This window comes from Rhizobium sp. SG2393, assembly GCF_042610495.1.
Classification (GTDB): domain Bacteria; phylum Pseudomonadota; class Alphaproteobacteria; order Rhizobiales; family Rhizobiaceae; genus RU20A.
In genome coordinates this window covers 1,228,603-1,254,256 of record NZ_JBHGAP010000001.1, presented here as the reverse complement: position 1 = coordinate 1,254,256, position 25,654 = coordinate 1,228,603, and the positions used below count along the sequence as shown (strand labels likewise).

The 25,654-nt window shown below is 67.1% G+C and carries 19 protein-coding genes; 8 read left to right on the top strand and 11 right to left on the bottom strand.

From position 1 onward, the window contains the following. Positions 1-60 precede the first annotated feature (60 nt). Positions 61-2,067 (bottom strand): CocE/NonD family hydrolase, encoded by a 2,007-nt coding sequence (locus ACED18_RS05910; protein ID WP_377289911.1) that lies wholly within the window; start codon positions 2,065-2,067, stop codon positions 61-63. Between the two features lie 68 nt (positions 2,068-2,135). Between ACED18_RS05910 and ACED18_RS05905 the strand changes: the two genes are divergently transcribed. Then, positions 2,136-2,465 (top strand): hypothetical protein, encoded by a 330-nt coding sequence (locus ACED18_RS05905; RefSeq protein WP_377289909.1) that lies wholly within the window; start codon positions 2,136-2,138, stop codon positions 2,463-2,465. Positions 2,466-2,486: 21 nt separating this feature from the next. Here the strand turns inward: ACED18_RS05905 and ACED18_RS05900 are convergent, their stop codons facing one another. The 9 genes from ACED18_RS05900 to ACED18_RS05860 form a co-directional block, all read right to left on the bottom strand. Beyond that, positions 2,487-4,118 (bottom strand): ABC transporter ATP-binding protein, encoded by a 1,632-nt coding sequence (locus ACED18_RS05900; RefSeq protein ID WP_377289907.1) that lies wholly within the window; start codon positions 4,116-4,118, stop codon positions 2,487-2,489. Next, the gene (locus tag ACED18_RS05895) at positions 4,111-4,938 is read right to left on the bottom strand and encodes an ABC transporter permease (RefSeq protein ID WP_377289905.1); all 828 of its coding nucleotides are present in this window, start codon (positions 4,936-4,938) and stop codon (positions 4,111-4,113) included. The genes ACED18_RS05900 and ACED18_RS05895 overlap by 8 nt, the downstream gene beginning before the upstream one ends. A gap of 7 nt (positions 4,939-4,945) precedes the next feature. Then, complete coding sequence (locus ACED18_RS05890; protein WP_377289903.1) at positions 4,946-6,073, bottom strand: ABC transporter permease; 1,128 nt, start codon at positions 6,071-6,073, stop codon at positions 4,946-4,948. Then, on the bottom strand, positions 6,073-7,662 hold the full coding sequence (locus ACED18_RS05885; protein WP_377289901.1) for an ABC transporter substrate-binding protein: 1,590 nt from the start codon (positions 7,660-7,662) through the stop codon (positions 6,073-6,075). The genes ACED18_RS05890 and ACED18_RS05885 overlap by 1 nt, the downstream gene beginning before the upstream one ends. Before the next feature lie 235 nt (positions 7,663-7,897). Next, positions 7,898-8,680: a carnitinyl-CoA dehydratase gene (locus ACED18_RS05880; protein WP_377289899.1), complete on the bottom strand. Its 783-nt coding sequence runs from the start codon at positions 8,678-8,680 to the stop codon at positions 7,898-7,900. Then, positions 8,677-10,746: an acetate--CoA ligase family protein gene (locus ACED18_RS05875; RefSeq protein ID WP_377289897.1), complete on the bottom strand. Its 2,070-nt coding sequence runs from the start codon at positions 10,744-10,746 to the stop codon at positions 8,677-8,679. The genes ACED18_RS05880 and ACED18_RS05875 overlap by 4 nt, the downstream gene beginning before the upstream one ends. 238 nt (positions 10,747-10,984) lie before the next feature. After that, entirely contained in the window at positions 10,985-12,145 is a 1,161-nt protein-coding gene (locus tag ACED18_RS05870; RefSeq protein WP_377289895.1) for an acyl-CoA dehydrogenase family protein, read from the bottom strand. Between the two features lie 18 nt (positions 12,146-12,163). Further along, a complete protein-coding gene (locus tag ACED18_RS05865) occupies positions 12,164-13,657 on the bottom strand; it encodes a carnitine 3-dehydrogenase (protein WP_377289893.1) in 1,494 nt (497 codons plus the stop codon). 56 nt (positions 13,658-13,713) lie between these two features. Beyond that, a complete protein-coding gene (locus ACED18_RS05860) occupies positions 13,714-14,628 on the bottom strand; it encodes a 3-keto-5-aminohexanoate cleavage protein (protein ID WP_377289891.1) in 915 nt (304 codons plus the stop codon). Positions 14,629-14,737: 109 nt separating this feature from the next. On the opposite strand from ACED18_RS05860, the gene ACED18_RS05855 reads away from it, so the two are divergent. Continuing rightward, complete coding sequence (locus tag ACED18_RS05855) at positions 14,738-15,712, top strand: GlxA family transcriptional regulator (RefSeq protein ID WP_377289889.1); 975 nt, start codon at positions 14,738-14,740, stop codon at positions 15,710-15,712. A 46-nt stretch (positions 15,713-15,758) separates the two neighbouring features. Here ACED18_RS05855 and ACED18_RS05850 read toward each other — a convergent pair whose 3' ends face one another. Then, a complete protein-coding gene (locus ACED18_RS05850; RefSeq protein ID WP_377289887.1) occupies positions 15,759-17,009 on the bottom strand; it encodes a LysR family transcriptional regulator in 1,251 nt (416 codons plus the stop codon). 239 nt (positions 17,010-17,248) lie between these two features. Between ACED18_RS05850 and ACED18_RS05845 the strand changes: the two genes are divergently transcribed. The 6 genes from ACED18_RS05845 (at position 17,249) to ACED18_RS05820 (ending at position 25,604) form a co-directional block, all read left to right on the top strand. Continuing rightward, on the top strand, positions 17,249-18,820 hold the full coding sequence (locus tag ACED18_RS05845; RefSeq protein WP_377289885.1) for an aromatic amino acid lyase: 1,572 nt from the start codon (positions 17,249-17,251) through the stop codon (positions 18,818-18,820). After that, on the top strand, positions 18,820-20,199 hold the full coding sequence (locus ACED18_RS05840) for a dihydroorotase family protein (protein WP_377289883.1): 1,380 nt from the start codon (positions 18,820-18,822) through the stop codon (positions 20,197-20,199). The genes ACED18_RS05845 and ACED18_RS05840 overlap by 1 nt, the downstream gene beginning before the upstream one ends. After that, entirely contained in the window at positions 20,199-21,485 is a 1,287-nt protein-coding gene (locus tag ACED18_RS05835) for a Zn-dependent hydrolase (protein ID WP_377291065.1), read from the top strand. Before ACED18_RS05840 ends, ACED18_RS05835 begins: the two co-directional genes overlap by 1 nt. After that, positions 21,469-22,566, top strand: a complete 1,098-nt coding sequence (locus ACED18_RS05830) for a DUF917 domain-containing protein (protein ID WP_377289881.1) — start codon at positions 21,469-21,471, stop codon at positions 22,564-22,566. Before ACED18_RS05835 ends, ACED18_RS05830 begins: the two co-directional genes overlap by 17 nt. Positions 22,567-22,810: 244 nt before the next feature. Then, positions 22,811-24,472: a urocanate hydratase gene (locus ACED18_RS05825; RefSeq protein ID WP_377289879.1), complete on the top strand. Its 1,662-nt coding sequence runs from the start codon at positions 22,811-22,813 to the stop codon at positions 24,470-24,472. Between the two features lie 172 nt (positions 24,473-24,644). Then, positions 24,645-25,604 (top strand): sugar-binding transcriptional regulator, encoded by a 960-nt coding sequence (locus ACED18_RS05820; RefSeq protein WP_377289877.1) that lies wholly within the window; start codon positions 24,645-24,647, stop codon positions 25,602-25,604. The last annotated feature ends 50 nt before the right edge of the window (positions 25,605-25,654 follow it).

Genomic DNA, 25,654 nt, shown 5'->3' with positions numbered 1-25,654 from the left:
CCGAGACTGCTGCGCGGTTTCAGGATCGATCGAAGCCGTCGCCCCTGCGTGGTTCAGGGCTCACATGAAGTCGCGCGCAATCACCTTTTCGAAGTGCTTCTCGAAAACCTGCATCTCCCCCTCGAAAGCGGTCACGTCGGCTGATGTCAGCCAGTCCGTGGTGGTGCAGGCGAGGCGGGCGGTGGCGACCGTCTTCACCTGCCAGCCGGGGCGGCGTGCTTCGCAGGTCCAGGTGGATGTGCCGGTCATGGAGAGTGGATCGGCTGGATCGATGGTCCAGGTTTCCTCGCGAATGTCGCGCGTCGCAAGGCCAGTGCCGGGATGCTCGAAGAGACCGGTATCCTCAAGGATGCGGTAGTGGGTGAGGCCGGTCGTCAGGTCGCGTTCGACGCGGCGGCTGGTACGGCCGGGCGCATGCTCGATATAGGTCGGGAGCGGATTCGGGTTTTCCGGTTCCGGCACGGTGATCCGTTCGTGCGCGCCGAGGAGCGGCAGGGAGAGCGTCAGCCAGCCGGCATCGATGGTGAGACCGGGGTTCTCCGGCTGCGGCAGGATCATCGGCCAGTAGCTGGTGGAGATGGCGAGGCGGATGCGGTGGCCGGGGGCGAAGCGGTAGCCGCAGGCATCGAGCGTCACGCGTACCGGTACATCCTTGCCCGGCGGCAGCGACTCCGGCGTCTCGTTGCCGTTGCGGTGGGCGAGGTTCAGAACGCCGAAGGCGACGCGGGTGGCAGTGCCGTCCGGGTGGATATCGACGAGGCGCACGGCGATATTGGCGCGCTCCGCCGTGCAGGCGAGCACGAGGTCGAGATCGGGCATGCCGAGCACGGTGACGGCGTCGGAAAGCGGCGCGGTCTCGTAGACCAGCGAGCCGGCATCGTCGCCGCGTTGGTCGCCGGCCATCTCCGCGTCGGGCTTTAGGGTGAAGTATTCGCCGCTCGCCGTGCCGGTGTCGAGCGGCGAGCAGATGAAGGCGCGGGCCTTGGAGCGATCGGCGGGATCGCGCGCCAGCCTGCCGTCGGCGGCGACGGCGAAGGTGGCGGTCGGACGATCCGCCCAGTCCTTCACCGCGACCCAGAAGCCGGGATCGGCATTGCGGCGCAGCGCCGGTTTCGGTCCGTCGAGAATATAGGCGCGCATCGGCGGCAGGGTCTCGACGCCGGTTTCCTCGTTGCAGAGCCAGCGCCGCCACCAGGCGATGGCCTCGGCGTGGAAATCCATGCGCGGCTTCGGCCAGGCGAAGTGCGGATACTTGTGCACCCAAGGGCCGATGAGGGCGCGGGCGCGCTCGCCCAGACCTTCGAGCGCCTTGACCGGCGTGTTGCGGTAGCCGTCCGCCCAGCCGGCGATGACGAGGGCAGGGACGGGGAAACCGTCGAAGTCTTCACAGATCGAGCCGTGTTTCCAGAAGGCATCGCGGCGCTGGTGGGTCAGCCATTCCTCCAGGAAGAAGGGCTCGCCCTCCAGCCGCTCCATCCACATGTCGCGCCAGCGGTCGCCGACGAGTTCGGGATCGGGCGAGCGGGACTGGTAGCCGAGCATGGTGGCGGCCCAGGAAAGCTGGGCGGAGAGGTGGCAGCCATTTTTATAGTGGATGTCGTCATTGTAGCGATCGACGGTGGAGGCGATCGAGATCACGGCTCTGAGCGCCGGGGGCTTCAGGGCCGCGACCTGCAGGCAGTTGAAGCCGCCCCAGGAGATACCCATCATGCCCACCGCTCCGTTTGACCAGGGCTGGCGGGCGATCCAGGCGATGATCTCGCAGGCGTCCGAGAGTTCGCGCGGCGTATATTCCCCGTCGATCACGCCGTCGGATTCGCCCGAGCCGCGGATATCGACACGCACGCCGGCAATGCCGGCGCCGGCAAAGACGGGATAGGTGGATTCGTCGCGCGGGCTGGTGCCGTCGCGCTTGCGGTAGGGCAGGAATTCCAGCACGGCCGGCACAGGATCGGCACTCGCCCCCTCCGGCATCCAGATGCGGGCGGCGAGCCGCGTGCCGTCGGCAAGCGTGATCCAGTCATTTTCGATGACGGTGAAGGGACGGGCTGGGGAGGGGCTTTTCATCGCGGCTGCTTCTGGTTCATGCTGGCCCGGCCGGCGACGCTGCCGGCGGGATAGGAAAGGGATCGCCGATGCGTCCGGCGTCATGTCTTGTCGGCCTGCTCCTCGTGTCCACGCCAGTCGTGGCGGACGATGCAGTCAAAATTCCGGCCTGCGCGCTTTCGGGCGCGACGAGTGTGATGATCGGCGGCCAGCCGGCCCTGCGCCTCTCCGACGTCGCGAACTGTCCGCCGGCGCTGTACGACATTCTTCCCTCGATCCGCATCGAGGGCCAGCCAGCCGTGCATTTCAAGCCTGGCGCCACAGACGCCACGACCTGCGGTGCCGGCAGCGAGGCGAGCGTGACGCTCGAGGGCAAGGCGGCGACGCGGCTCGGAGACGTGGCCTGCACCGGAAAATGAGGTCAGTTTCTTATTGCTCGCTCAATAGCCCCCGCTTTCCATGCGTCGTTCTGACAGCACGCGTTCCAGCCAGCCGATTTCCATCTCCGGCACGGATTTCAGCAGGAGGTCCGTGTAGTCGTCGAAGGGGGGCGAGAGGACCTTGGATTTGGGGCCGAAACGGACAAGGCGGCCGCGATACATGACGGCGACGGCGTCGGCGATGGCGCGGACGATGGCGATGTCGTGGGTGATGAAGAGATAGGAGACGGAGGTCTCGTCCTGCAGCTTGGCGAGCAGGTTGAGAATGCCTTCGGCGACCAACGGATCAAGCGCCGAGGTCGGTTCGTCGCACAGGATGAGATCGGGCTTGGCGGCAAGCGCCCGGGCGATGGCGACGCGCTGCTTCTGACCGCCGGAGAGTTCGGCCGGATAGCGGTCGAGGAAGCGGGCGCCCATCTCGATCTGATCCAGCAGTTCCTTGACGCGCTCGGTCTTTTCCTTGCCCGATAGACCGAAATAGAAGCTCAAGGGGCGGCCGATGATGTCGCGCACCGTCTGGCGCGGGTTCATGGCCGTATCCGCCATCTGGTAGATCATCTGGATGCGGCGCAGCTGGTCCTTCGATCGGGCCTTCAGCGTGGACGGCAGGCTCTCGCCGTCGAAGGTGACCCGTCCTTCCAGGGGCGGCAGAAGGCCTGTAATCACACGGGCGAGCGTCGATTTTCCGGAACCGCTCTCCCCGACCACGGCCAGGGTCTGGCCCTTCGGCAGGTGCAGCGTCACGTCATGCAGCACCTTGAAGCCGTTGGAGTAGCCGGCGGTGACATTCTCGATCGACAGGAATTTCGACGTCTGTTCCTTCGCCTCGTCACGCCGGGTCTGCCTGACACTGACAAGCGCACGGGTATAATCTTGCGTCGGCGTCTCGATGATTTCCCGGGTCGTGCCGTATTCCACCATGCGGCCGCTTCTCAGCACCATGATATGGTCGGAGATCTGGGCAACGACGGCGAGGTCGTGGGTGATGTAGAGGGCGGCGACCCCGGTTTCGGCAATGGCGTGCTTGATGGCGGCGAGCACGTCGATCTGGGTCGTCACGTCGAGCGCCGTGGTCGGCTCGTCGAAGACGATCAGCTCCGGATTGGGGCAGAGCGCCATGGCGGTCATGGCGCGCTGGAGCTGGCCGCCGGAGACCTGGTGGGGAAAGCGGTCACCAAAGGTTTCGGGGCTCGGCAGGCCAAGCACGCGGAAGAGATCGCGGGCGCGTTTCCGTGCCTCCGCCTTGGTCATGATGCCGTGCCGGACAGAGGCCTCGATCACCTGGTCGCCCAGCTTGTGGGCGGGGTTGAAGGCGGCGGCGGCCGACTGGGCGACGTAGCAGACACGCCTGCCCCTGATGTCGCGGATGCCGGCGCGGTCGAGCTGGAGGAGATCGGCGCCGCCAAGCACGACCTCGCCGCCGGTGATGCGTACACCGCCGCGGCCATAGGCCATGGCCGACAGGCCGATGGTGGACTTGCCGGCACCGGACTCGCCGATGAGGCCGAGCACCTTGCCCTTTTCCAGCGTGAAGGCGACATCCTCGACCAGGGTGACGGTCTTGGGCGGCTCGCCCGGCGGATAGCTGGTCGCCTCGATCTTGAGGTTGCGGACGGACAGGATTTCAGGCATCGCCGCGTCCTCCCTTCAGGCTCGAGGTTCGCTTCATCAGCCAGTCCACGACGAGGTTGACGCAGATGGCAAGCGCGGCGATTGCCGTGCCCGGTACGAGGGCGGCGGAAATGCCGAAGATGATGCCGTCCTTGTTGTCCTTCACCATGCCGCCCCAGTCGGCGGCCGGCGGCTGGATGCCGAGGCCGAGGAAGGAGAGGGTGGAGAGGAAGAGGATGGAGAAGGCGAAGCGCAGGCCGAATTCGGCCAGAAGCGGCGACAGCGTGTTGGGCAGGATCTCGCGGAAGATGATCCAGAGCGAGCCTTCGCCGCGCAGGCGCGCCGCTTCCACGAATTCCATGACGGCGACATCGAGCGCCACGGCGCGGCCGATGCGGAAGACGCGGGTTGAATCGAGGATCGCCATGACGAGGATGAGGATCCAGATGTTCTGCGGAAGCACGGCGAGCACGACGAGCGCGAAGATCAGCGTCGGGATCGCCATCATCAGGTCGTTCAGGCGCGAAAGGCCCTGATCCACGAGGCCGCCCGTGACGGCGGCGGTGAAGGACAGGATCATGCCGAGCGCAAACGAAATGAAAGTGGCAGCGAGCGCCACGAAGATCGTGGTACGGGCGCCGAAGATGAGACGCGACAGGAGATCGCGGCCGAGATTGTCGGTGCCGAGCAGATACTCGCCGCTCATCGGCAGCCAGATGGGGCCGACGACTTCCGTCTCGCCATGCGGGGCGAGCCAGGGGGCAAAGAGGGCGCAGGCAAGCGCAATGGCGATGCCGGCCATGCCGATCAGGGCGCTCAAGGGGATGGCTTTCAGGCGCATGATGTCCTCACCTTGGATGTCTGAGGCGGGGATTGGCGAGGATGGCGATGATGTCGGCCGCCATGTTCAGGAAGATGTAGAAGGCCGCGAAGATGAGGCCGCAGGCCTGCACGACCGGCATGTCGCGCACCGTCACCGCATCCACCATGTACTGGCCCATGCCGGGATAGACGAAGACCACCTCGACCACGACGACGCCGACGACGAGATAGGCGAGGTTGAGGGCCACGACGTTGACGACCGGGGCGACCGCATTCGGCGCAGCGTGGCGGGCGATGATGCGGAAGGCGCCGAGGCCCTTCAGTTCCGCCGTCTCCACATAGGGCGATGACATGACGTTGAGGATCGCGGCGCGGGTCATGCGCATCATGTGGGCGAGGACGACGAGCACCAGCGTTGCCGTCGGCAGCGCGATGGCCGAGAGGCGGTCGGTGAAGGCCATGCCATCGTAGACGGTCGAGGGGAAGGTCGCGATGCCGAATTTCACGCCGAAGAACAGGATGAGCAGATAGCCAACGAAGAACTCCGGAAGAGAGATCGCCGCCAGTGAGACGACATTGATGATGCGGTCCGGCAGGCGGTTGCGGAACTGCACGGCGATCATGCCGAGCGCGATCGCCAGCGGCACGGAGATGGCAGCGGCGAAGGCAGCGAGAAAGAGCGAATTGCCGAGCCGCTTGCCGATCTGCTCGCTCACCGAGTTCTTCGAGGCCCAGGAGGTGCCGAAATCGCCGGTCAGCGCGCCGCCGAGCCAGGAGAGGTAGCGTTCCGTTACGGGCCGGTCGAGGCCGAGATCCTTGCGGATGTTTTCGACGGCCTGCGGGGTGGCAGACTGGCCGAGATAGGTGGTGGCGAAATCGCCCGGCAGCGCCTCGACGCCCCCGAAAATCATGATGGAGACGGCAAGGAGCAGGCCGATGCTGAGGCCGAGGCGCTGGAAGATCAGGGCGGCCAGCGGCCGGCGAAGCGAAAATCGCCGCCAGGGACCGCCCGTGACAACGCCGCCCGCAAGCGGGCTCGTCGCTGCCGTCGATGGGGAAGAGGTGCCGGAAACGGAACGGTCGCGCGGGTGGAGCCCACCCGCGCCGGTTTCGTTCGCCGTTCCCGGGCCACTTGCGGAGCCCGGCGCCGCCATCAGGCGTCGAGCCAGACGCGGGTTGCGACGTAGCCGTTCGACATGTCGTTGCCGATGTCGTGGACGTAGCCCTTGACCTGCTTGCTGGCCGCGTTCACGAAGTCGTTGAACATCGGCAGGATGAGGCCGCCTTCGTCGCGCACCATCATCGCCATGGCGCGGTACAGATCCTTGCGCTTGGCCTCGTCGAGTTCCGAGCGGGCCTCCAGCAACAATTTGTCGAAGTCGGGACGCTTGAAGCGCGTATCGTTCCAGTCCGCCGTCGAGAGGTAGGCGGTGGAATACATCTGGTCCTGCGTCGGGCGGCCGCCCCAGTAGGAGGTGGAGAAGGGCTGCACGTTCCAGACGTTCGACCAGTAGCCGTCGCCGGGCTCGCGCTTGACCTCGATCTCGATGCCGGCCTTCTTCGCCGTTTCCTGGTAGAGCACGGCCGCATCCACCGCACCGGGGAAGGCGACGTCGGAGGTGCGCAGCAGGACCGGGCCGGAATGGCCCGACTTCTTGAAGTGGAAGGCGGCTTTGTCCGGATCATAGGCGCGCTGCTCGATGCCTTCGGGGAAGAGGGCATAGGTGTCGTTGATCGGGAAGTCGTTGCCGATCTTGCCGTAGCCGCCGAGGATGGTCTTGACCATCGTCTCGCGGTCCATGGCGTATTTCAGTGCCAGACGCAGGTCGTTGTTGTCGAAGGGCGCGGTGTTGCAGTGCATGATGAAGACGTAGTGGCCGCGGCCGGAGGTGGAGAGAATCTCCACGGTCGGCGCGCGCTTCAGGAGGTCCACCGTCTTCGGATCGACGCGGTTGATGTAGTGTACCTGGCCGGACGACAGCGCCGCGATGCGGGCGGTCGCGTCGTTCATGTTGATGATTTCGATGCTGTCGACATAGCCGCGGTCGGTGCGCCAGTCGTCGGCATTGCGCTCCAGCGTGGCGCGCACGCCCGGCTCGAAACTCTTCAGCTTGTAGGGGCCTGTGCCGATGCCGGCGGTCGGGTTTTCGTAGCCGCCGCCGGGCTGGATGACGAGGTGGTAGTCCGTCAGAAGAAGCGGCAGGTCGGCATTGCCTTCCGTCAGCGTCAGGACGAGCTTGTCGCCGTCCGCCTTGATTTCCTTGATCGACTTCATGACGCCGAGCGCGCCGGACTCGGACTTCTCGTCCGTGTGGCGCTGCAGGGTCTTCACCACGTCATCGATGGTCAGTTCCTTGCCATCGTGGAATTTGACGCCCTTGCGCAGCGTGAAGGTCCAGGTCGCCGCATCGGCAGAGGGCTCCCAGCTTTCGGCCAGCGCCGGAACGGCGGCACCCGTCGTCGGATGGCTTTCGACCAGCATGTCGCCCCAGCAGCGGCCGATGCAGAACATGACCTGCGAAAGGAACTTGGCGGGGTCGTTGCTGTCGGTGGCCGAGCCGCCCTCGAGGCCGAGCTTCAGGTGTCCGCCGCGCTTGGGTTCTTGGGCGGCTGCGCTGGTCGCGAACATCGTCCCGGCGGCCGAGAGCGCCACGCCGGCCGCCAGCGTGCGGCCCATGAATTCACGACGGTTCATCTTGCCGAGCATGACCTGCCGGGCGAGGTAATTTTCGTAATCGCTCATTTCCAGTTCCCTTCTGGCTTGGCGTTTCCGCCTTTTGATTCTGATCCGATGTCTGCCGGTCTTGTCGCCGGTCTTGCAGGCTTTGGAGGGCTGCCTGACCCCGCCCTCAGGCCTCAAACGTTCATCGTCTTTGCCGAGCTTAACGTTCGCGGCGAAGGATGTAACCTCTTGATTGTGTGGTCGTTGAATAAATCCTCCTTATGGCAGGCGGCAGCGTGGCCGCAGGTTCGAGGTATCAGCGTCCCTTCCAGACGGGATCGCGCTTTTCGGCGAAGGCGCGGGCACCTTCCAGCTGGTCTTCGCTGCCGTAAAGCACATCCACGGTCCGCAGCTGCCGGCGGGTGACCTTGTTCATCGTCGTCTGGAAAGCCTCGCCTTCTGCCTCGCGCACCACTTCCTTGATGGCGGCGTAGACGAGCGGCGGGCCGCTTTCGAGCAGGCGTGCAAGCGCCCAGGCGCGCTCCATGAGCTTGTCCGCAGGCAGGATCTCGTTGACGAAGCCCCAGCGGTGGGCTTCCGCCGCATCCAGCCAGCGGCCGGTCAGCAGCATGTCCATGGCGATGTGGTAGGGGATGCGCTTCGGCAGCTTGATGGAGGCGGCATCGGCCACCGTTCCGGAGCGGATTTCCGGCAGCGCGAAGGTCGCGTGTTCGGCGGCAAGAATGAGGTCGGTGGACAGCGCGATCTCCAGACCGCCGCCGCAGCAGATGCCGTTGATGGCGGCGATGATCGGCTTGTTGAGGTCGCGCAGTTCCTGCATGCCGCCGAAGCCGCCCACACCATAGTCGCCGTCCACCGCATCGCCGGCGGCAGCGGCCTTCAGGTCCCAGCCGGGGCAGAAGAATTTTTCACCCGCGCCGGTGATGATGGCGACGCGCAGGCTCTCGTCGTCGCGGAAATCCTGGAAGATGCGGCCCATGATGCGGCTTGTGACCAGATCGATGGCGTTGGCCTTGGGGCGGTCGATGGTGACTTCGAGAATGCCGCCGTCGCGGCGGGTGCGGATCGGGTCGGTCACGGGGTCTTCCTCCTGCGGATCAGGGCGTCGGCGGCGAAGACACCCTGGCCTTCGGGCAGCACCATGAGGGGATTGATATCGAGTTCGTCGAGATCTGCGGCGTTGGCAGCGACATAGCCGGCCGCAGCCGCGATAGCGGCGACGAGCGCCTCCATGTCGCCGCGCCGTCCGCCCCTGTAGCCGGCGAGCAGGCGCGAGATCTTGAGCCCGGCAAGGGCCGCGCGGATGGTTTCGCTGTCGGTTGGCAGCGTCAGAAGGGCCGAATCTTCCAGCAGTTCCACCAGAATGCCGCCGGCACCGATGGTCAGCACCGGCCCGGCGACGGGATCGCGCAGCGCGCCGATGATGAGTTCGGCAACCGGCCGTGCCACCATACGCTCGACAAGGAAGCCCGTGGCAACGCCGGCCATGCGCCCGGCCGCCTGCCGCACGGCGCCGGCATCGGCGAGGTTGAGGATGACGGCGCCGGCCTCGGTCTTGTGGGCGACGCCGAGGCCCTTCAGGACCACGGGGAAGCCGAGCTTCTCCGCAGCGCGGGCGGCGGCATCGGGGCTGTCGGCGGTGATGCCCTGTGGCACTGGCAGGCCGGCGGCGGCAAGCTCGGCCTTGGCCTCGGCTTCGGTCAACAGTTCCGTGTCACCAGAGGAGGGCGGTGTCGTCAGGAGGGGCGCGGGCGCGGGTTTGGCCCAGGCCTCGCCGATGTCGGCGGCGATCTCGGCGGCGGCGAGCGCTTCATCGATGCCGGAGAAGGGCACGATGCCTTGCGCCATCAGCCGCTCCGCGACCTCTTCCGGCATGTTCTCCGCCATGCTGGCGACGATGCCGGCGACGGCGCCGGTGGCACGCGCCGCATCCATCACCGCGTCGGTGGTGGTGTCCCAGTCCGCTCCGTTGCAACGGTCGGCGCGGGGAAAATCGAGGACCAGGAGGTTGAGGTCGTAGCCGCCCTGCATCATCGCACCGAAGGCGGCGGCCTGCTTGTTGCGGTCGCCCCAGACGAAGGTGTGGTAGTCGAGCGGATTGGCGAGTGCCACCATGGGGCCGAGGGCGGCGCGCAGCGGCGGGCGTTGCTCGTCCTTCAGCGGGCGGAATTCAACGCGCCGACGGACGCCCGCATCGGCCACCAGCGAGGCCTCGCCGCCCGAACAGCTCATCGAGGACACCGCCCGGCCGGAAAGCGCGCCATGCGCATGCAGGAGCTTCAGTGTCTCCAGCATTTCCGGCAGCGTATCGACGCGGCCGATGCCGAGACGGGCGAGAAGGGCGGAGGAGACGGCGTCGTTGCCGGCGAGCGAGGCCGTGTGCGAGACGGTGGCGGCCTGTGCGGCTTCGGAACGGCCGACCTTCAGCATGATCACCGGCTTTTTCAGTTCGCGCGAGCGTGTCGCCAGCCGTTCGAGGGAGGCGATGCTGTCGAAGCCTTCCACATGCAGGCCGACGGTGGTGACGCGGGGGTCTTCCAGCGCGGCGATGGCGAGATCGCAAAGGCCCGTCTGGGCCTGGTTGCCGGCCGTCATGAGATAGGCGAGCGGCAGGCCGCGGCGCTGCATGGTGAGGTTCAGCGCGATGTTGGAGGACTGGGTGAGGATGGCGACGCCGCGTTCGACGCGGGTCATGCCATGCTGGTCGGGCCACAGCAGGGCCCCATCGAGCATGTTGATGAAGCCGTAGCAATTGGGGCCGAGCACCGCCATGCCCGTGGCGGCCTCGATCAGCCGCGCCTGCAACGCCGGGCCATCCGGCAGTTCGGCGGCCGCTTCGAGGAACCCGGACGCGTAGCAGACGGCGCCGCCGGCTCCGCGCGCGGCAAGGCTTTTGACGATGTCGATGGTCAGTTCCCGGTTCACGCCGATGAAGGAGGCGTCGGGCGCGCCCGGCAGATCGGCGACGCTGCGGTAGCAAGGCCGGCCGGCGATCTCGTCCAGCTTCGGATGGACCGGCCAGATCGCGCCGGAATAGCCCATCCGGTCGCATTGCTCGATGACGCGGCGGGCCTCCTTGCCGCCGAAGACGGCGATGGTCCGGGGGCGGATCAGGCGGGCGAGGGCGTCATGGGGCAGGGTCACGGGCGGGCTCCGGTGGAGGCGGCTGTTGGATGTCGGCGCGTTTGGGGCGGCACCCCCCTCTGTCCTGCCGGACATCTCCCCCGCAAGGGGGGAGATCCGCAGGAGGCTGGCTCCGTGTTACGCCGGAGAGGTTTCCGTATGACGAGCGCGCGCCGCGTCCGATCTCCCCCCTTGCGGGGGAGATGCCCGTCAGGGCAGAGGGGGGCAAGCCCCGAGCGCCGACGCGATAATCCCATCCTCACGCCCCCAGCGGCCGCAGGAGATCACGGCTGATGATGTGGCGCTGGATTTCCGAGGTGCCGTCCCAGATGCGCTCGACGCGGGCGTCGCGCCAGAAGCGGGCGAGCGGCAGGTCGTCCATCAGGCCCATGCCGCCATGGATCTGGATCGCCTCGTCGGTGACGCGGGCGAGCATTTCGGTCGCGTAGAGCTTGGCGGAGGCGATCTCGCGGTTGGCGGGCAGCTTGTTGTCGAGGCGCCAGGCGGCCGAGAGCGTCAGGAGATCGGCGGCGTCGATTTCCGTGATCATGTCGGCGAGCTTGAAGGAAACGCCCTGGTTGGCGCCGATCGGCTTGCCGAACTGCTTGCGCTCGGCGGCGTAGGAGAGCGCATAGTCGAAGGCGCGGCGGGCCCGGCCCACGGAGGTGGCGGCGACCGTCAGGCGGGTGGCGTAGAGCCAGTCATTGGCGATGTCGAATCCCTTGTGGACCTCGCCCAGCACCTGCGAGGCCGGCACGCGGCAGTCGTCGAAGGTCAGGATGCAGTTATGGTAGCCGCGATGCGAGACGGAGCTGTAGCCCTCCCGGATCTCGAAGCCCGGCGTGCCGCGATCGACCAGGAAGCAGGTGATCAGCTTCTTCTTGCCGCGCGGCGTATCCTCCTCGCCGCTCGCCACGAAGACGATGACGAAATCTGCGAGATCGGCGTGGCTGATGAAGTGCTTGGAGCCGTTGATGATCCAGTCGTCGCCGTCCTTCTTCGCCATGCATTTCATGCCGCGCACGTCTGAGCCGGCATCCGGTTCCGTCATGGCGAGCGCATCGACGCGGTCGCCGCGCACGGCCGGCAGCAGGTAGCGTTCGCGCTGCTCGCCTTCGCAGGCCATGAGAATGCCGGAGGGCCGCCCGAAGAAGACGGTGAGGCCCATGGAGCCGCGGCCGAGCTCGCGCTCCACCAGCGTGAAGGAGGTGTGGTCGAGGCCGGCGCCGCCGACCTCTTCGGGAAAATTGCAGGCGTAGAAGCCGAGCGCCTTGCACTTGTCGGCGATTTCCTTGCCGAGTTCGGGCGGCACGTGGCCGGTGCGCTCCACCTCGTTTTCATGCGGGTAGATTTCCGTCTCCACGAAGCTGCGCACCGTATCGACGATCATTTCCTGCTCGGGCGTCAGGGCGAAATTCATGTCTCGGTCCTCCCTGGCTCACGCCCGCTTCTGGCCGACATGCCGGCCGACACCCTCGGGGGCGGGCAGGCGCGCATGGCCGTCTGCGATCGCGGCGATCTTTTCCAGCACGGCGGCCGGGGCCGGCGCGGACTTGCCGGCGGCGCTATCGACATGCAGCATGATCTGCTCGGCGGTGGCGAGGGCAGCGCCTGTTTCGGCATCGTTGACGGTCGAGAAGAAGTGCAGGCGCTTGTCGTCGTGGGAGAGGATCTGCAGCGTCGTGTAGAGCCTCTGGCCGAGCTTGGCTTCGCCGAGATGGCGGATGTGGGTCTCTACCGTGTAATAGCTGTGGCCGGCCTCGACATAGGCGAAATCGACGCCGATCAGTCGCAACAGCGCGTCGGATGTATCGCCAAAGAGCTGGAGATAGCGGTGCTCGGTCATGTGGCCGTTGTAATCGACCCAGGCGGCATTGACGCGTGTGTCGAGGAGGCGCAGCGGCGCGGAGGTGTCGGGCGCTGCCTCTTTGACGCCGGCCTCGGCCCAGAGGCGCTTTTCGAAATCGGCGAGCAGCTTGCCGGCGCCCCAGCCTTCGCCGCCATTGCCCGACTTCAGCGCCTGCATGATGCCGACGAGGTTTTCGTCGCGGATGCGTTCGAGTTCGCGGATCGAGCGCCCCCTGGCCTGGGCATCCGACTGCGCCCCGATCTTTTCCACCAGCGCATCATCGAGATCGACGACGTCGGTGAACTTCGTCCAGGGCCAATGCAGGCAGGGGCCGAACTGGGCGAGGAAATGGCGCATGCCGGCTTCGCCGCCAGCGATGCGGTAGGTTTCGAAGAGGCCCATCTGGGCCCAGCGCATGCCGAAGGAATAGCGCATGACATCGTCAAGCGTCTCGGTGTCGCAGATGTCGTCCTTGATGAGCCAGAGCGCCTCGCGCCACAGGGCTTCCAGCAGGCGGTCGCCCACGAAGGCCTCGATTTCCTTGGCGATGACGACGCCCTTCATGCCGATCTGGGCGACGCCCGTCTTGGCCTTCTCGATGGTTGCGGCAGAGGTCTTCGCGCCGCCGACCAGTTCCACCAGCGGCAGCAGGTAGACGGGGTTGTAGGGGTGGGCGACGAAGAGGCGTTCGGGATGTTTCATCTCCGCCTGCAGATCGCTCGGCAGGAGGCCCGAGGTGGAGGAGCCGATCAGCGCCGTCGGGCTTGCGGCCGCATCGATCTGGTTGATGACGCCGCGCTTCAGTTCGAGGCGCTCGGGCACGCTTTCCTGAATCCAGTCAGCACCTTCCACGGCTTCGGCAATGCTGTTGAAGAAGGTGAGCGTGCCCTTCGGCGGCAGCGGCGCCATGGTGAGCAGGCCATAGGCGCGCTCGGCATTCGCCATGACTTCGCCGACGATGCGGGCGGCTTCCGGGTGGGGGTCGTAGATGGCGACGTCGATGCCGGCGAGCGCAAACCGCGCTGCCCAGGCCCCGCCGATGACGCCGCCGCCGATGCAGGCGGCCTTGGTGATGGTGGTCATGATCCGAGTTTCCGTTTTCACGTCGAGGAAAGGGGCGATGGCAGGCGCGGCCGCTCTCAGGCGCGGGGCGCGCGCTTGGTCAGCTTCAGCTTTTCGCGCACCTCGGCCGGGCCGATGATGCGGGCACCCATGTTCTCGATGACGTTGACCGCCTTTTCGACGAGCTGGGCATTGGTGGCGAGCTGGCCCTTGCCGACATAGAGATTGTCTTCAAGGCCGACGCGGACATTGCCACCGGCCAGGATCGCGGCGGCCGGATAGGCCATGGCGTTGCGGCCGATGGAGAAGGCCGAGAAGGTCCAGTTGGCCGGCACGTTGTTGACCATGGCCATGAAGGTGTTGAGGTCGTCGGGCGCGCCCCAGGGAATGCCCATGCAGAGCTGGATGAGGACCGGATCCTCGATCAGGCCTTCCTCCACCAGCTGCTTGGCGAACCAGAGATGGCCGGTGTCGAAGGCTTCGATTTCCGGGCGCACGCCGAGATCGGTCATCAGCTTTGCCATGGCGCGCAGCATGGAGGGCGTGTTGGTCATCACGTAGTCGCCGAGCGAGAAGTTCATCGTGCCGCAGTCGAGCGTGCAGATTTCCGGCAGGCATTCGGCAACGTGGCTGACGCGCTCGGTGGCGCCGGCCATATCGGTGCCGACGGGGTTCAGCGGCAGGGGCTGCTCGACATTGCCGAAAATCAGGTCGCCGCCCATGCCGGCGGTGAGGTTCAGCACGACGTCGATGTCGGCGGCGCGGATGAGGTCGGTCACCTCGCGGTAGAGGTCGTTGCGGCGGCTGGCGGCGCCGGTCTCGGGGTCGCGCACATGGCAGTGCACGACGGCGGCGCCGGCCTTGGCCGCATCGATGGCGGAGGCGGCGATTTCCTTCGGTGATTTCGGAACATGCGCCGACTTTCCGGTCGTGTCGCCGGCCCCGGTGACGGCGCAGGTGATGAAGACATCGCGGTTCATGGCGAGCGGCATGTGATGTTCCCTCTTTTGTCGTTAAACCCATTAAGGAGCAGGTTGTGCTGCTTGGCTTTGCATTTTCGGAACTCTCCTTTACAGTTTCAGCGGTTGTGGGGAGGGAAAGATGCTGGAGCGGACCGACGAGCGGCTGGAGATCGACCTTCTCGTGCTGCCGGAAACCAACCTCATCCTCGTCGCCTCGGTCATCGAGCCGCTGCGCGCGGCCAACCGCATTTCCGGCCAGCCGCTCTATGGCTGGCGGGTGTTTTCGCCCGATGGCCTGCCGATCGAGACGAAGGGCGGCATTCCCATTCCCGTTGCCGGCGCCTTCCGGGTGGAGCGGGAGACGCGGCCGCTGTTCATTCTTTCGAGCTACAACTGGCAGCGCAGCGCCACCGCGCAGTTGCGCATGCAACTGTCCCAGACGGCGCGCCACCGCAGCCTGATGGCGGGCATCGAATCAGGCAGCTGGCTGCTGGCCGAATCAAGCCTGCTCGACGGCCATCGCGTGACCGTTCACTGGGAGGACCGGACGGAGTTCGAGACGACCTATCCGCAGATTGCCGTCGGCGGCGATCGTTTCGTCATCGACGGCAAGCGTATCACCACGGGCGGCTCGCTGCCGACGCTCGACCTGATGCTGGAAATCATCCGTCGCCGGCAGGGCTATTCGCTGGCGCTCGAAGTGTCGCGTCTCTTCATCTACGAGCAGGAGCCGGTGGATCGCCTCTTGCAGGTGGCGCCGCTCGGCACGATGCGGATCAAGGATGCGCGGGTGGCGGAAGCGATCCGGCTGATGGAGGCTTCCGTCGAGGCGCCGCTGACCCTGGTGCGTCTTGCCCGCAAGGTGGGTGTCAGCGCGCGGCATCTGCAGGATCTGTTCCAGGCGACCATGGGCGTGGCGCCGCATGCCCACTACATGGCGCTGAGGCTGAATGCGGCGCGCCGCCGGGTGATCGAGACGCGGGAGGCCTTTGCCGATATCGCCGCCTTTGCCGGGTTCAATTCGGCGGCCGCCTTTTCGCGCAGCTACCGGGCGCATTACCGCGAAAGCCCGACCGAGACGCGGCGGCGCACGGGGACTTCGAAGCCGACGTGAAGCCGTTCAGAAACCGATTCAAGTGTGGGCGGAAAGGCGAGTCCGATCAGGCCCTTGTATCGGCTGGCTGCAAATCCGATTCCGGCTGGATGGGCGCGCGGGAGAGGTCGCGCAGCATGGAGAGAACGGCTTGCGCGCCGTCGCGCGCGGCGGGTTCCGGCAGCCAGACGAGGGAAAGCGTCTGCCGGTAATCGTCCGGCAGCGGACGGATTAGGAGAGCGCCGGGCGGGCTGCTGACTGCCGTCTCCGGCAGGATCGCGGCATGGCCGTGGTGCAGCACGAGGTTCAGGATGATGGGGATGGAATCGACTTCCACCACTCTCAGCCTCTGGCGCGCGGCGGCATCGAAGGTGACATCGAGGTAGCGGTTGGCGATCTGGCGCAGGCCGCTTTGCGGGCTCGGCAGGGCCAGCGGCTGGCCGGCCCGGAGGCCTTCCAGCAGGCTGTCTGCCGTATCTCCGGTGGAGCGGCGCGCGGCCATCAGGGCAAGGCTCGCGGTGGCGACCGGGCGGCCTTCGACGCCCGACGGCAGCTCCGCCACGTCGAGCAGGGCGGCGTCGAAGCGGCGGTGGCGCAGGCCCGCAACCAGCTCGTCGGCGGTGGTGGAGGCGAGGTAGAGCGGCTGGCGCGGGCGCTCGCGGTGCCAGCGGGCCATAAGGGCGGCGAGCAGGCGGGCGACGCGGCTCTCCGGGCCGAGCGGCATGATGGTGCCGAGCCGCCAGGTGGCGGCGCTGTGGCGGAAGCGAAGCCCGGAGCCTGCCGCAAGCTTCTGCCAGCGATCGACGATGGTGCGCATCACCGGCAACAGTGCAGCACCCTCAGGCGTCAGGCGCACGCCGTCCGGCTGGCGGACGATGAGCTTGCGGCCGGTGGCGGCCTCCAGCGTCGCGATCTGCCGGGACAGTTGCGGCTGGCCGATGCCGAGACGGGCGGCCGTGGCGCGGATCGATCCGCCATCGGAAAGCGCCAGGAAGCGGAAGAGGGTGGTGAGGCTGATCGACAGACCCGCCAGGTCGCCGCCGGCCGCGTCCTTACGGGGCCTCCCGTCCCGGCCAGCCGGTATCAGCGCCTCGGCGGCGCGAATGATGGCTTTCAGCTCCGGCAGGCGGCGGCGGGCTTCCACGGTCGCAACCGTCATCTTGGCCTCGCGCCGCACGAGCGGAAGGGAGAGGGCGGCTTCCACCCGGCGGATGGCGGCACTGACGCTGGCGGCCGGTCGGCTCGTGGCGCGGGCGGCGGCGCGGATCCCGCCGGCTTCGATGACGGCGACGGAGATGGCGATCGTGGCGATGTCCATGGCGGGTCCGTTCACCCGTTTCGGGTCCGGTGTTGATCTCTGGTGCGCGGAGCGCGGTGCGCATCGGCCCGCTCCGCACCCGCGTCATTGGCCGGCATGTCCGGCTCGCGGCATAGGATGTTCCGCTTTTGGGATATAGCACGCCGGCCGGCCTTGGGCATAGCATTGCGTTCATACGCGATGCGCCGGGGCCCGGCGGCCCTCCCGTCCGAGCGCGCATTGCCGGAGACCGCGACCGCATGCCGACTTCCTCGCCGCTCGTGCTGACGGGCCATCCGCTCGATTTTGCCACGCTCGACGCCATCGGGCGGGGGGCGCTGGTGCCGGTGCCGGGCAAGGCGGGGCTCGCAAAGGCTGCGCTCGCGCATGAGGTCGTGCTGGAGAGCATGGCGGCGGGCCGGCCTGTCTACGGCTCCAACACCGGCGTCGGCTCCCTGAAGGACCGCCTGTTGAGCGACGACGACATCGAGGCTTTCAACACAGCACTCGTGCGCGCCCACAATTTCGGCACCGGTCCCTTCTTTTCCGCGCCCACGGTGCGCAAGGCGCTGGCGATCCGCATCAACACCGCGTTGACCGGCCATAGCGGATGCAGCCCGCAGCTGATCCTCGCCTTTGCCGATCTCTTCCGCTGCGGGATCATTCCCGCCGTGCGCCGTCACGGCTCTATCGGCTGCGCGGATATCGGGCTGATGGGCCAGATCGCGGCGGCGCTGACGGGTAGCGGCGAGGCCTTCTACAACGGCATGCTGCTGCCGGCCGGCGAGGCGCTGCGGCAGGCGGGGCTCCAGCCGCTGCGGCTTCGCCCGCGCGATGCGCTGGCGGCACTCAGCACCAATGCCATTGCCTTTGCCGCCACCTCCGACGTGCTGCGCGAGGCGGCGCGGGCGCTGCGGGTGGCCCTTGCCACCGGGCTTCTCTCGTCGCTGGCGCTCGGGGCCTCGGCCGATCCGTGGACGGTCGCGGCTGAGCTCGGCACGCGTGGCGAGGCGCTGGCCGCGACCTGGCTCGCCGGGCAGGCGACGGGCGAGGGCTGGCCGGCCCCCTCCGGCGTGCATGATCCGCTCTCGCTGCGCATGACGGCGCAGGTCTTCGGCGCGGCCGTCGATACGCTGCTGGTGGCGGCGGGCCGTATCGTGGAGGCAACCCACGTCTCCGACGACAATCCCGTCGTCATCGGCAACCGGGTGATGGCCTCGGGTGCCTCGCTGCCGCTGACGGTGGCGCTCTATGTGGAGACGGCGCAGATCGCCTTTTCCCATGTCGCCCGCAACATCCTCAACCGCTGCATCCAGCTCACCAACGGTGTTCGCCGCAACCTGCCGGTCAACCTCGTGGCCCCCGGCGTCGTCGCCACCGGCATGGGGCCGCTGATGAAGCTGGTGGTGGAGCTCTACATGCGCGTGCAGTCGCTCGCCGTCCCTCTGTCGGCCCAGTCGATCGTGGTGGCCGGCGGGCTGGAGGAGGAGGCAACCTTCCTGCCGCTGATCGTGGAGCGGATGGAAACGCAGGTGCGGGATCTGCGCCAGATGGCCGCCATCGAGGCGATGCTGTCGGCGCAGGCGATCGATCTGACCGGTGATGCGCCGGACGGCGTGGCGCTGCTGGCTTATGAGCGGGTGCGCGCGACCAGCGCCACCTATCGCGAGGACCGGCCGCTCTCGCTGGAGATCGAGGCGCTGGACCGCAGCTTCTCCGCGGAGGACTTCCTCGCCGGCCTCATCGGTCTGGCGCCGATGCCGGAATTCGACCAGTGCTTCGCGCTCAGCGGGGCGATGGCCCCTGTTTCAACGGGGCGGGAGGCAGGCTGATGGGCGATTTCGATCTCGTTCTGAAGGGCACCGTCGTGCTCCCCGATCGCATCGTGGAGGCGGGTCATGTGGCCGTGCGCGATGGCACGATCGCCTTCATCGGGCAGGGGGCGATGCCGGCGGCGCGGGAGCGGCATGATCTGGGCAAGGCACTCATTCTGCCCGGTGCCATCGATGCGCAGGTGCATTCGCTCTCCCAGAAGAACCAGGAGGATTTCGTCTGGTCTACCCGCTCGGCGGCGGCCGGCGGGGTCACGACCATCGTCGACATGCCCTATGACGAGGGGGATCTCGTCTGTTCGGGTGACGCCGTGCGCCGCAAGATCGCCCATGCCGGCGCGCAGGCGCGCATCGACTTCGCGCTCTACGGCACGATCGACCCGGAGGAGGGGCCGGGGCGGATCGGCGAGATGGTGGAGGCCGGCGTCGCCGCCTTCAAATTCTCCACCTTCGGCACGGATCCGAAACGCTTTCCGCGCATCGCGCCAAACCTTCTCGCCGACTGCTTCCGGGCGATTGCGCCCACCGGCCTTGCCGCCGGTGTCCACAATGAGGATGACGAGACGGTGCGTGCGGCGATGGCCGCGGTGCGGGCGAGCGGGATCACCGACTGGCGCGCGCACGCCCTGTCGCGGCCGCCTCTTGCCGAGCTTTTGGCGACAACGCAGATCTACGAGACGGGGGCGGAGACCGGCTGCCCGGCCCATGTGGTGCATTGTTCGCTGTCGCGCGGCTACGCGCTTGCCGCCGCCTACCGCGCGAGCGGGCACGCGGCGACCATCGAATGCTGCATCCACTATCTCGTGCTCGACGAGGAAAACGACGTGCGGCGCCTTGGCGGCAAGGCCAAGATCAACCCGCCGATCCGTCCGCGCGCGGAAGTCGAGGCGCTGTGGCGGCATGTGGCGGACGGAAACGTCACGCTGGTCTCCACCGACCATGTCAGCTGGTCGGAGGACCGCAAGACCGATCCGGATATGCTGAAGAATGCGTCGGGCGTGCCGGGGCTGGAGGTCATGCTGCCGCTCTTCGTGAAGGGCGCGCTGGAGCGCGGCATTCCGCTGACGCGGGCCGCCGAACTGATGGCGAAGAACCCGGCCCGGCATTTCCGCATCGACCATCGCAAGGGCGCGCTGGAGATCGGCAAGGATGCCGATATCGCGGTGCTGACCCCGGAGCCTTTCACCTATGATGCGGCGGCAAGCGGGCACAATGTGGTCGGCTGGTCTCCCTATACCGGCATTGAGCTGCCGTGGCGGGTGGCGGGCACGTGGCTGCGCGGGCAACAGGTCTTCGACGGGCGGCAGGTGATGGCGGATCCGGGAATCGGCCGGTTCGTGCGACCGCCGGCCGTCATCGCGGCGGAGTGGCGGGCATGATGGCGGTGCCGGACGGCAATCTGCCGGTGCGCGCGGAGGCGATCGGCGATCTCATCGCGGAGCTTTCCCGCATCACCGAGCCGGACAGGCCCTATACGCGCCGTGCGTTTACGCCGCGCTTTCTTCAGGGACGCGCCTTTCTCGATCGTGCTTTCCGCGCCGCGGGCCTCGAAACGCGCATCGATGCGGCCGGCAATCTCATCGGCCGGCGCAAGGGCCGAAGGCCCGGTCTCGGCACGATCATGCTCGGCTCCCATTCCGATACGGTGCCGGAGGGCGGGCGTTTCGACGGTATTGCCGGCCTTGCGGCGGCGCTGGAGGTGGCGCGGGGGCTCGAAGAGAACGGTATCAGGCTCGACCACGATCTGGAGATCGTCGATTTCCTCGCCGAGGAAGTTTCGATCTTCGGTGTCTCCTGCATCGGCAGCCGGGGCATGGCCGGGCTTCTGCCGGATGGCTGGCTCAGCCGGCAGGCCGGCGACCTGACGCTGCGGCAGGGGCTCATCGAGGCGGGCGGCGATCCCTCGCGACTGGCGGCTTTGAAGCGGACGGATATCCGCGCCTTTCTCGAACTGCATATCGAGCAGGGGCCGGTGCTGGAGGCGGAGCGCTCAGATATCGGCCTCGTGACCGCCATTGCCGGCATCACCCGCGTGGAAATCGTGGTGGAGGGGCGGGCAGACCATGCCGGCACGACGCCGATGGACCGGCGGATCGATGCGCTTTCGGCCGGGGCGCGGCTGGTGACGGGCGTTGAGGCGATCGCACGGCAGCTTTCGGAGGGGCCGACGCACTTTACCGCAACGGTCGGTGAGTTCGCGATCGAGCCGAATGCGGCCAATGTCGTGCCGTCGCGGGCCCGGCTGCTGATCGATGCGCGGGCCGAGGACCGGGCGCGGATGGAGCTTTTTCTGGGCGCGGTAAGCGCGCTTGCCGGCGAGGTGGCGGCGGAGACGGGCGCGGAGATCGCGCCCCCCAAGGTCATCTCCGACAATCCGCCGACGCCGTCCGACCGCATCCTCATCGATGCCCTCGACACGGCCTGCCTTGAGCTCGGCGCCAGCCGCCGCCGCATGGCGTCTGGTGCCGGGCACGATGCGGCCTGGCTGGCGCGCATCACGCGCTCGGCCATGATCTTCGTCGCCTGTCGCGACGGGCGGTCCCATACGCCGGACGAGTGGGCGGATACGGACGACATCACGCTGGGCGCCGCGGTTCTCTACGAGGCCGTGCGGCGTCTCGACAAAACCCTGCAGGAGATCGGAACCGATGGGACGCATTCTTAGGGAGACGGATGTCGAGGCGGCCGTGCGCGGCGGCTCGATCTATGCGGCGGGCGGCGGCGGCTGGGCCGATCATGGCCGCATGCTGGGGCGCGCGGCCGTCTCCATTGGCCGGCCGGAGCTGGTCTCGATCGATGAACTGAAGGAAGAGGACTGGGTGGCGACAGCAGCCGCGATCGGCGCGCCGGCCTCCACGACGGCCTGGGAAATGCAGGGCGTCGATTACGTCAAGGCCGTGCAATTGTTGCAGGAGGCGCTCGGCGAACCGCTGGCGGCGCTGATGGTGGGCCAGAACGGCCGCTCCTCGACGCTGAATGGCTGGCTGCCCTCGGCCATTCTCGGCACGAAGGTGCTGGATGCCGTGGGCGACATCCGCGCGCATCCGACCGGCGACATGGGCTCGATCGGCATGGCGGGCTCGCCCGAACCGATGATCCAGACGGCGGTCGGCGGCAATCGGGCGGAGAACCGCTATATCGAACTCGTGGTGCGCGGGGCGACGGCCAAGGTCTCGCCGGTCCTGCGCACGGCCTCCGACATGTCCGGCGGCTTCATCGCCTCCTGCCGCAATCCGCTGCGAGCCTCCTATGTGCGCCGGAACGCGGCACTCGGCGGCATCTCGCTGGCACTGGCTTTAGGCGAGGCGATCCTTGCCGCAGAGCCGAAAGGGGCGAGCGCCGTCATCGACGCCATCGTCAAGACCACCGGCGGGTCGATCCTCGCCGAAGGCGAGATCACCGCGAAGGACGTCGTCTACACCAGGGAAGCCTTCGACATCGGCACGGTGACGCTCGGCGCTGGCGACAAGCGAACCGTGCTGCATGTGATGAACGAATACATGGCCGTCGAGGACGCTGGCGGCGCCCGCCTTGCCACCTTCCCGGACGTGATCACGACGCTTTCGACGGCCGGCGAGCCCCTGAGCGTCGGCGAGCTCCACGTCGGCATGCGCGTTCTGGTGCTGCATGTGCCGAAGACGATCATTCCGCTCGCATCCAGCGTCCTCGACCCGAGCGTCTATCCGCCGGTGGAGAAGGCGATGGGGATCGAGATCGCGCGGTATGCGCTGGCGGAGAGCGTGTAGCGGGGGGCGTCGGCGGGTGAGGTTTCACCCCCCCCCTCTGCCCTGCCGGGCATCTCCCCCGCAAGGGGGGAGATCGGCTGGGCATGCCGACGTCCCGCCTCTCTTCGTTTTCGCAGGGAGCAATGTTTCATTGGGGCAAGGTTCCCACCCCAACCAATCTCCCCCCCCCCCTTGAGGGGGAGATGCCCGGCAGGGCAGAGGGGGGTGCTCCCGCCCCGCCCTCAACACCGACAAGGAGACGACCATGCCGAAACCCAATCCGCGTCATCCCGCTTTCCCCATTCCCGGCGGGCCGGAGCTGCGCGCGAAGGGGTGGCGGCAGGAGGCCCTGCTGCGGCTGCTCGAAAACGTGCTGTCGGTTGGCGAGGACCCCGACAACCTCGTCGTCTATGCCGCCCTCGGCAAGGCGGCGCGCAACTGGGCGGCGCATCGGGCGATCGTAAAGGCGCTGACGGAGATGGGCGAGGACCAGACGCTGATCATCCAGTCCGGCAAGCCGGTGGGTCTCCTGAAGACCCATGCGAAGGCGCCGCTGGTGATCATGGCGAACTGCAACATTGTCGGGCAGTGGGCGAAGGCTGAGGTGTTCTACGAGTTGCAGCGCAAGGGGCTGATCTGCTGGGGCGGGCTGACGGCGGGCGCCTGGCAGTATATCGGCAGTCAGGGCGTCATCCAGGGCACCTACGAGATCTTCATGCGCATCGCCGAGCGGCGCTTCAACGGTGAGCTTGCCGGACGCTTCATCCTGACGGCCGGGCTTGGCGGCATGGGCGGGGCGCAGCCGCTGGCGGGTCGCATGGCGGGCGCCGCGATCCTCTGCGTCGATATCGATCCTGTGCGCGCCGAAAAGCGCAAGGCGATCGGCTATCTCGAAGAGATCGCGCCGGATCTCGATACGGCGCTCGCGATGATTGCCGAAGCGGTGAAGGAAAAGCGGGCGCTGTCCGTCGGGCTCGTCGGCAATGCGGCGGAGATCTATCCGGAAATCCTCCGGCGCGGCATCATTCCCGACATCGTCACGGACCAGACGTCCGCGCATGATCTCGTCTACGGCTATGTGCCGAAGGGAATGGATCTCGAAACGGTGCGGGGCCTTCGCGAAGACGGACAGGGCCAGCTGATGGCCGCCAGCCGCGCCTCGATCGTTGAGCATGTCACGGCGATGCTCGGTTTCCAGAAGGCCGGCGCCGAGGTCTTCGACAATGGCAATCTGATCCGCACGCAGGCGCGCGAGGGCGGCGTTTCCGATGCCTTCGACATTCCGATCTTCACCGAGGCCTATCTGCGGCCGCTCTTTGCGCAGGCCATCGGCCCGTTTCGCTGGATGGCGCTGTCAGGCGAGGAAAGCGACATTGCGCGCATCGACGACCTGTTGCTGGAGATGTTTCCCGACAACCGCATCGTCACCAATTGGATCCGGCTCGCACGCGCCCATGTGCCCTTCGAGGGCCTGCCGGCCCGCATCGCCTGGCTCGGCCACGGGGAGCGGACGGAACTGGCGCTTGCTGTCAACCGGCTCGTTGCGGAGGGCACACTTGCCGGTCCGGTCGCGTTTTCCCGCGACCATCTCGATGCCGGCGCCATGGCGCATCCCAACATCATGACGGAGCGGATGAAGGACGGTTCGGATGCCATCGCCGACTGGCCGATCCTCGACGCCATGCTGCTGACGGCCTCCATGGCCGACCTCGTCGTGGTCCACTCCGGTGGCGGTGGCTATGCCGGTTTCATGACGAGCTGCGGCGTTACCGTCATTGCCGACGGCACTGCGGCTGCGGCCGAGCGGCTGTCGCACGCGCTGACCAACGATACGGCACTCGGCGTCATCCGTTATGCGGACGCGGGCTACGAGGAATCCTTCGAAACGATCGCGCGCAGCAGGATCGGGCATATCCGGGCGGAGTAGCGACACTTCCATCCCCACCTTCGCAATCCCCCTCCCGCATCGCACTGTGGAATGGATGCGGTGCCGCATGCAATTCGCTTGACAAAATTTTCAGCTGGTGAAATTTTTCGCACGAAAGAATTTTCAGTCTTCGAAAAAAATATCAGGCTGAAGAGCGGACGTGGTGGGGAGCATGGCCAGTCTGGGAGGAAATCTGCGGGACGATGAGACCAGCATGGCGACCCGTGCTGCATGGTTGCACTATGCCGGCGGCCTCACGCAGGCGGAGGTGGCCAAGCGGCTGGGTCTGACGTCGCTGAAGGCCCATCGTCTGATCATGAAGGCCAACCAGGATGGGTTGGTGAAGGTCTATATCGACGGCGACGTGTCCGAATGCGTGGAGTTGGAGCGGCAGATCGCCGATCGCTTCGGGCTGGATTATTGCGAGGTCGTGCCGGATTTCGATGCGGACGACCTGCCGCTGAAGGCGCTCGGCATTGCCGGCGCGCAGTTTCTGAAGCGCGAGATCGAGCGGGGCGAGGCCAAGCTGATCGGGGTCGGCCATGGCCGGACACTTGCCGCCGCGGTCGAATATCTGCCGCGCATGGCGCGCGACGATGTGCGCTTCGTGTCGTTGCTCGGCGGCCTCACGCGCAAATTCTCGGCCAATCCGCATGACGTGATCCATCGCCTCGCCGAGCGGACGCGTGCCGAAGCCTATGTGATGCCCGTGCCGTTTTTCGCCAATACGGTGGAGGATCGCGACGTGCTCTTCAGCCAGCGCGGCGTGCGCGAGGTGTTCGAGCTGGCCGCCTCGGCCGATCTTCTGCTGGTCGGCATCGGTACCGTCGAGCGCGAGGCCTCGCTGGTTGCGACGGGCATGATCGAGCGCTCGGAGTTCCAGGACGTGATGGATGCGGGTGCTGTCGGCGAGTTGCTGGGCCACTTCTTCGATGCAGACGGTCAGCCGATCGAGACGACGCTGTCGGACCGGACCTTCACGCTGGCGCGGGAGGATCTGCGCCGGAACCGTTCACTGGCCATTGCCGGCGGCAAGGTGAAGGCGGCGGCCATGCTGTCTGTCCTCAAGAGTGGATATTTGAGCGGCCTGATCACGGACGAGCGCACGGCGCGGGAACTGGCGAAGGGCTGAGAGTGAGGATTTGCCGGTGGTGGCCATCCGGGGAGGGTGGTGCCGTCGGG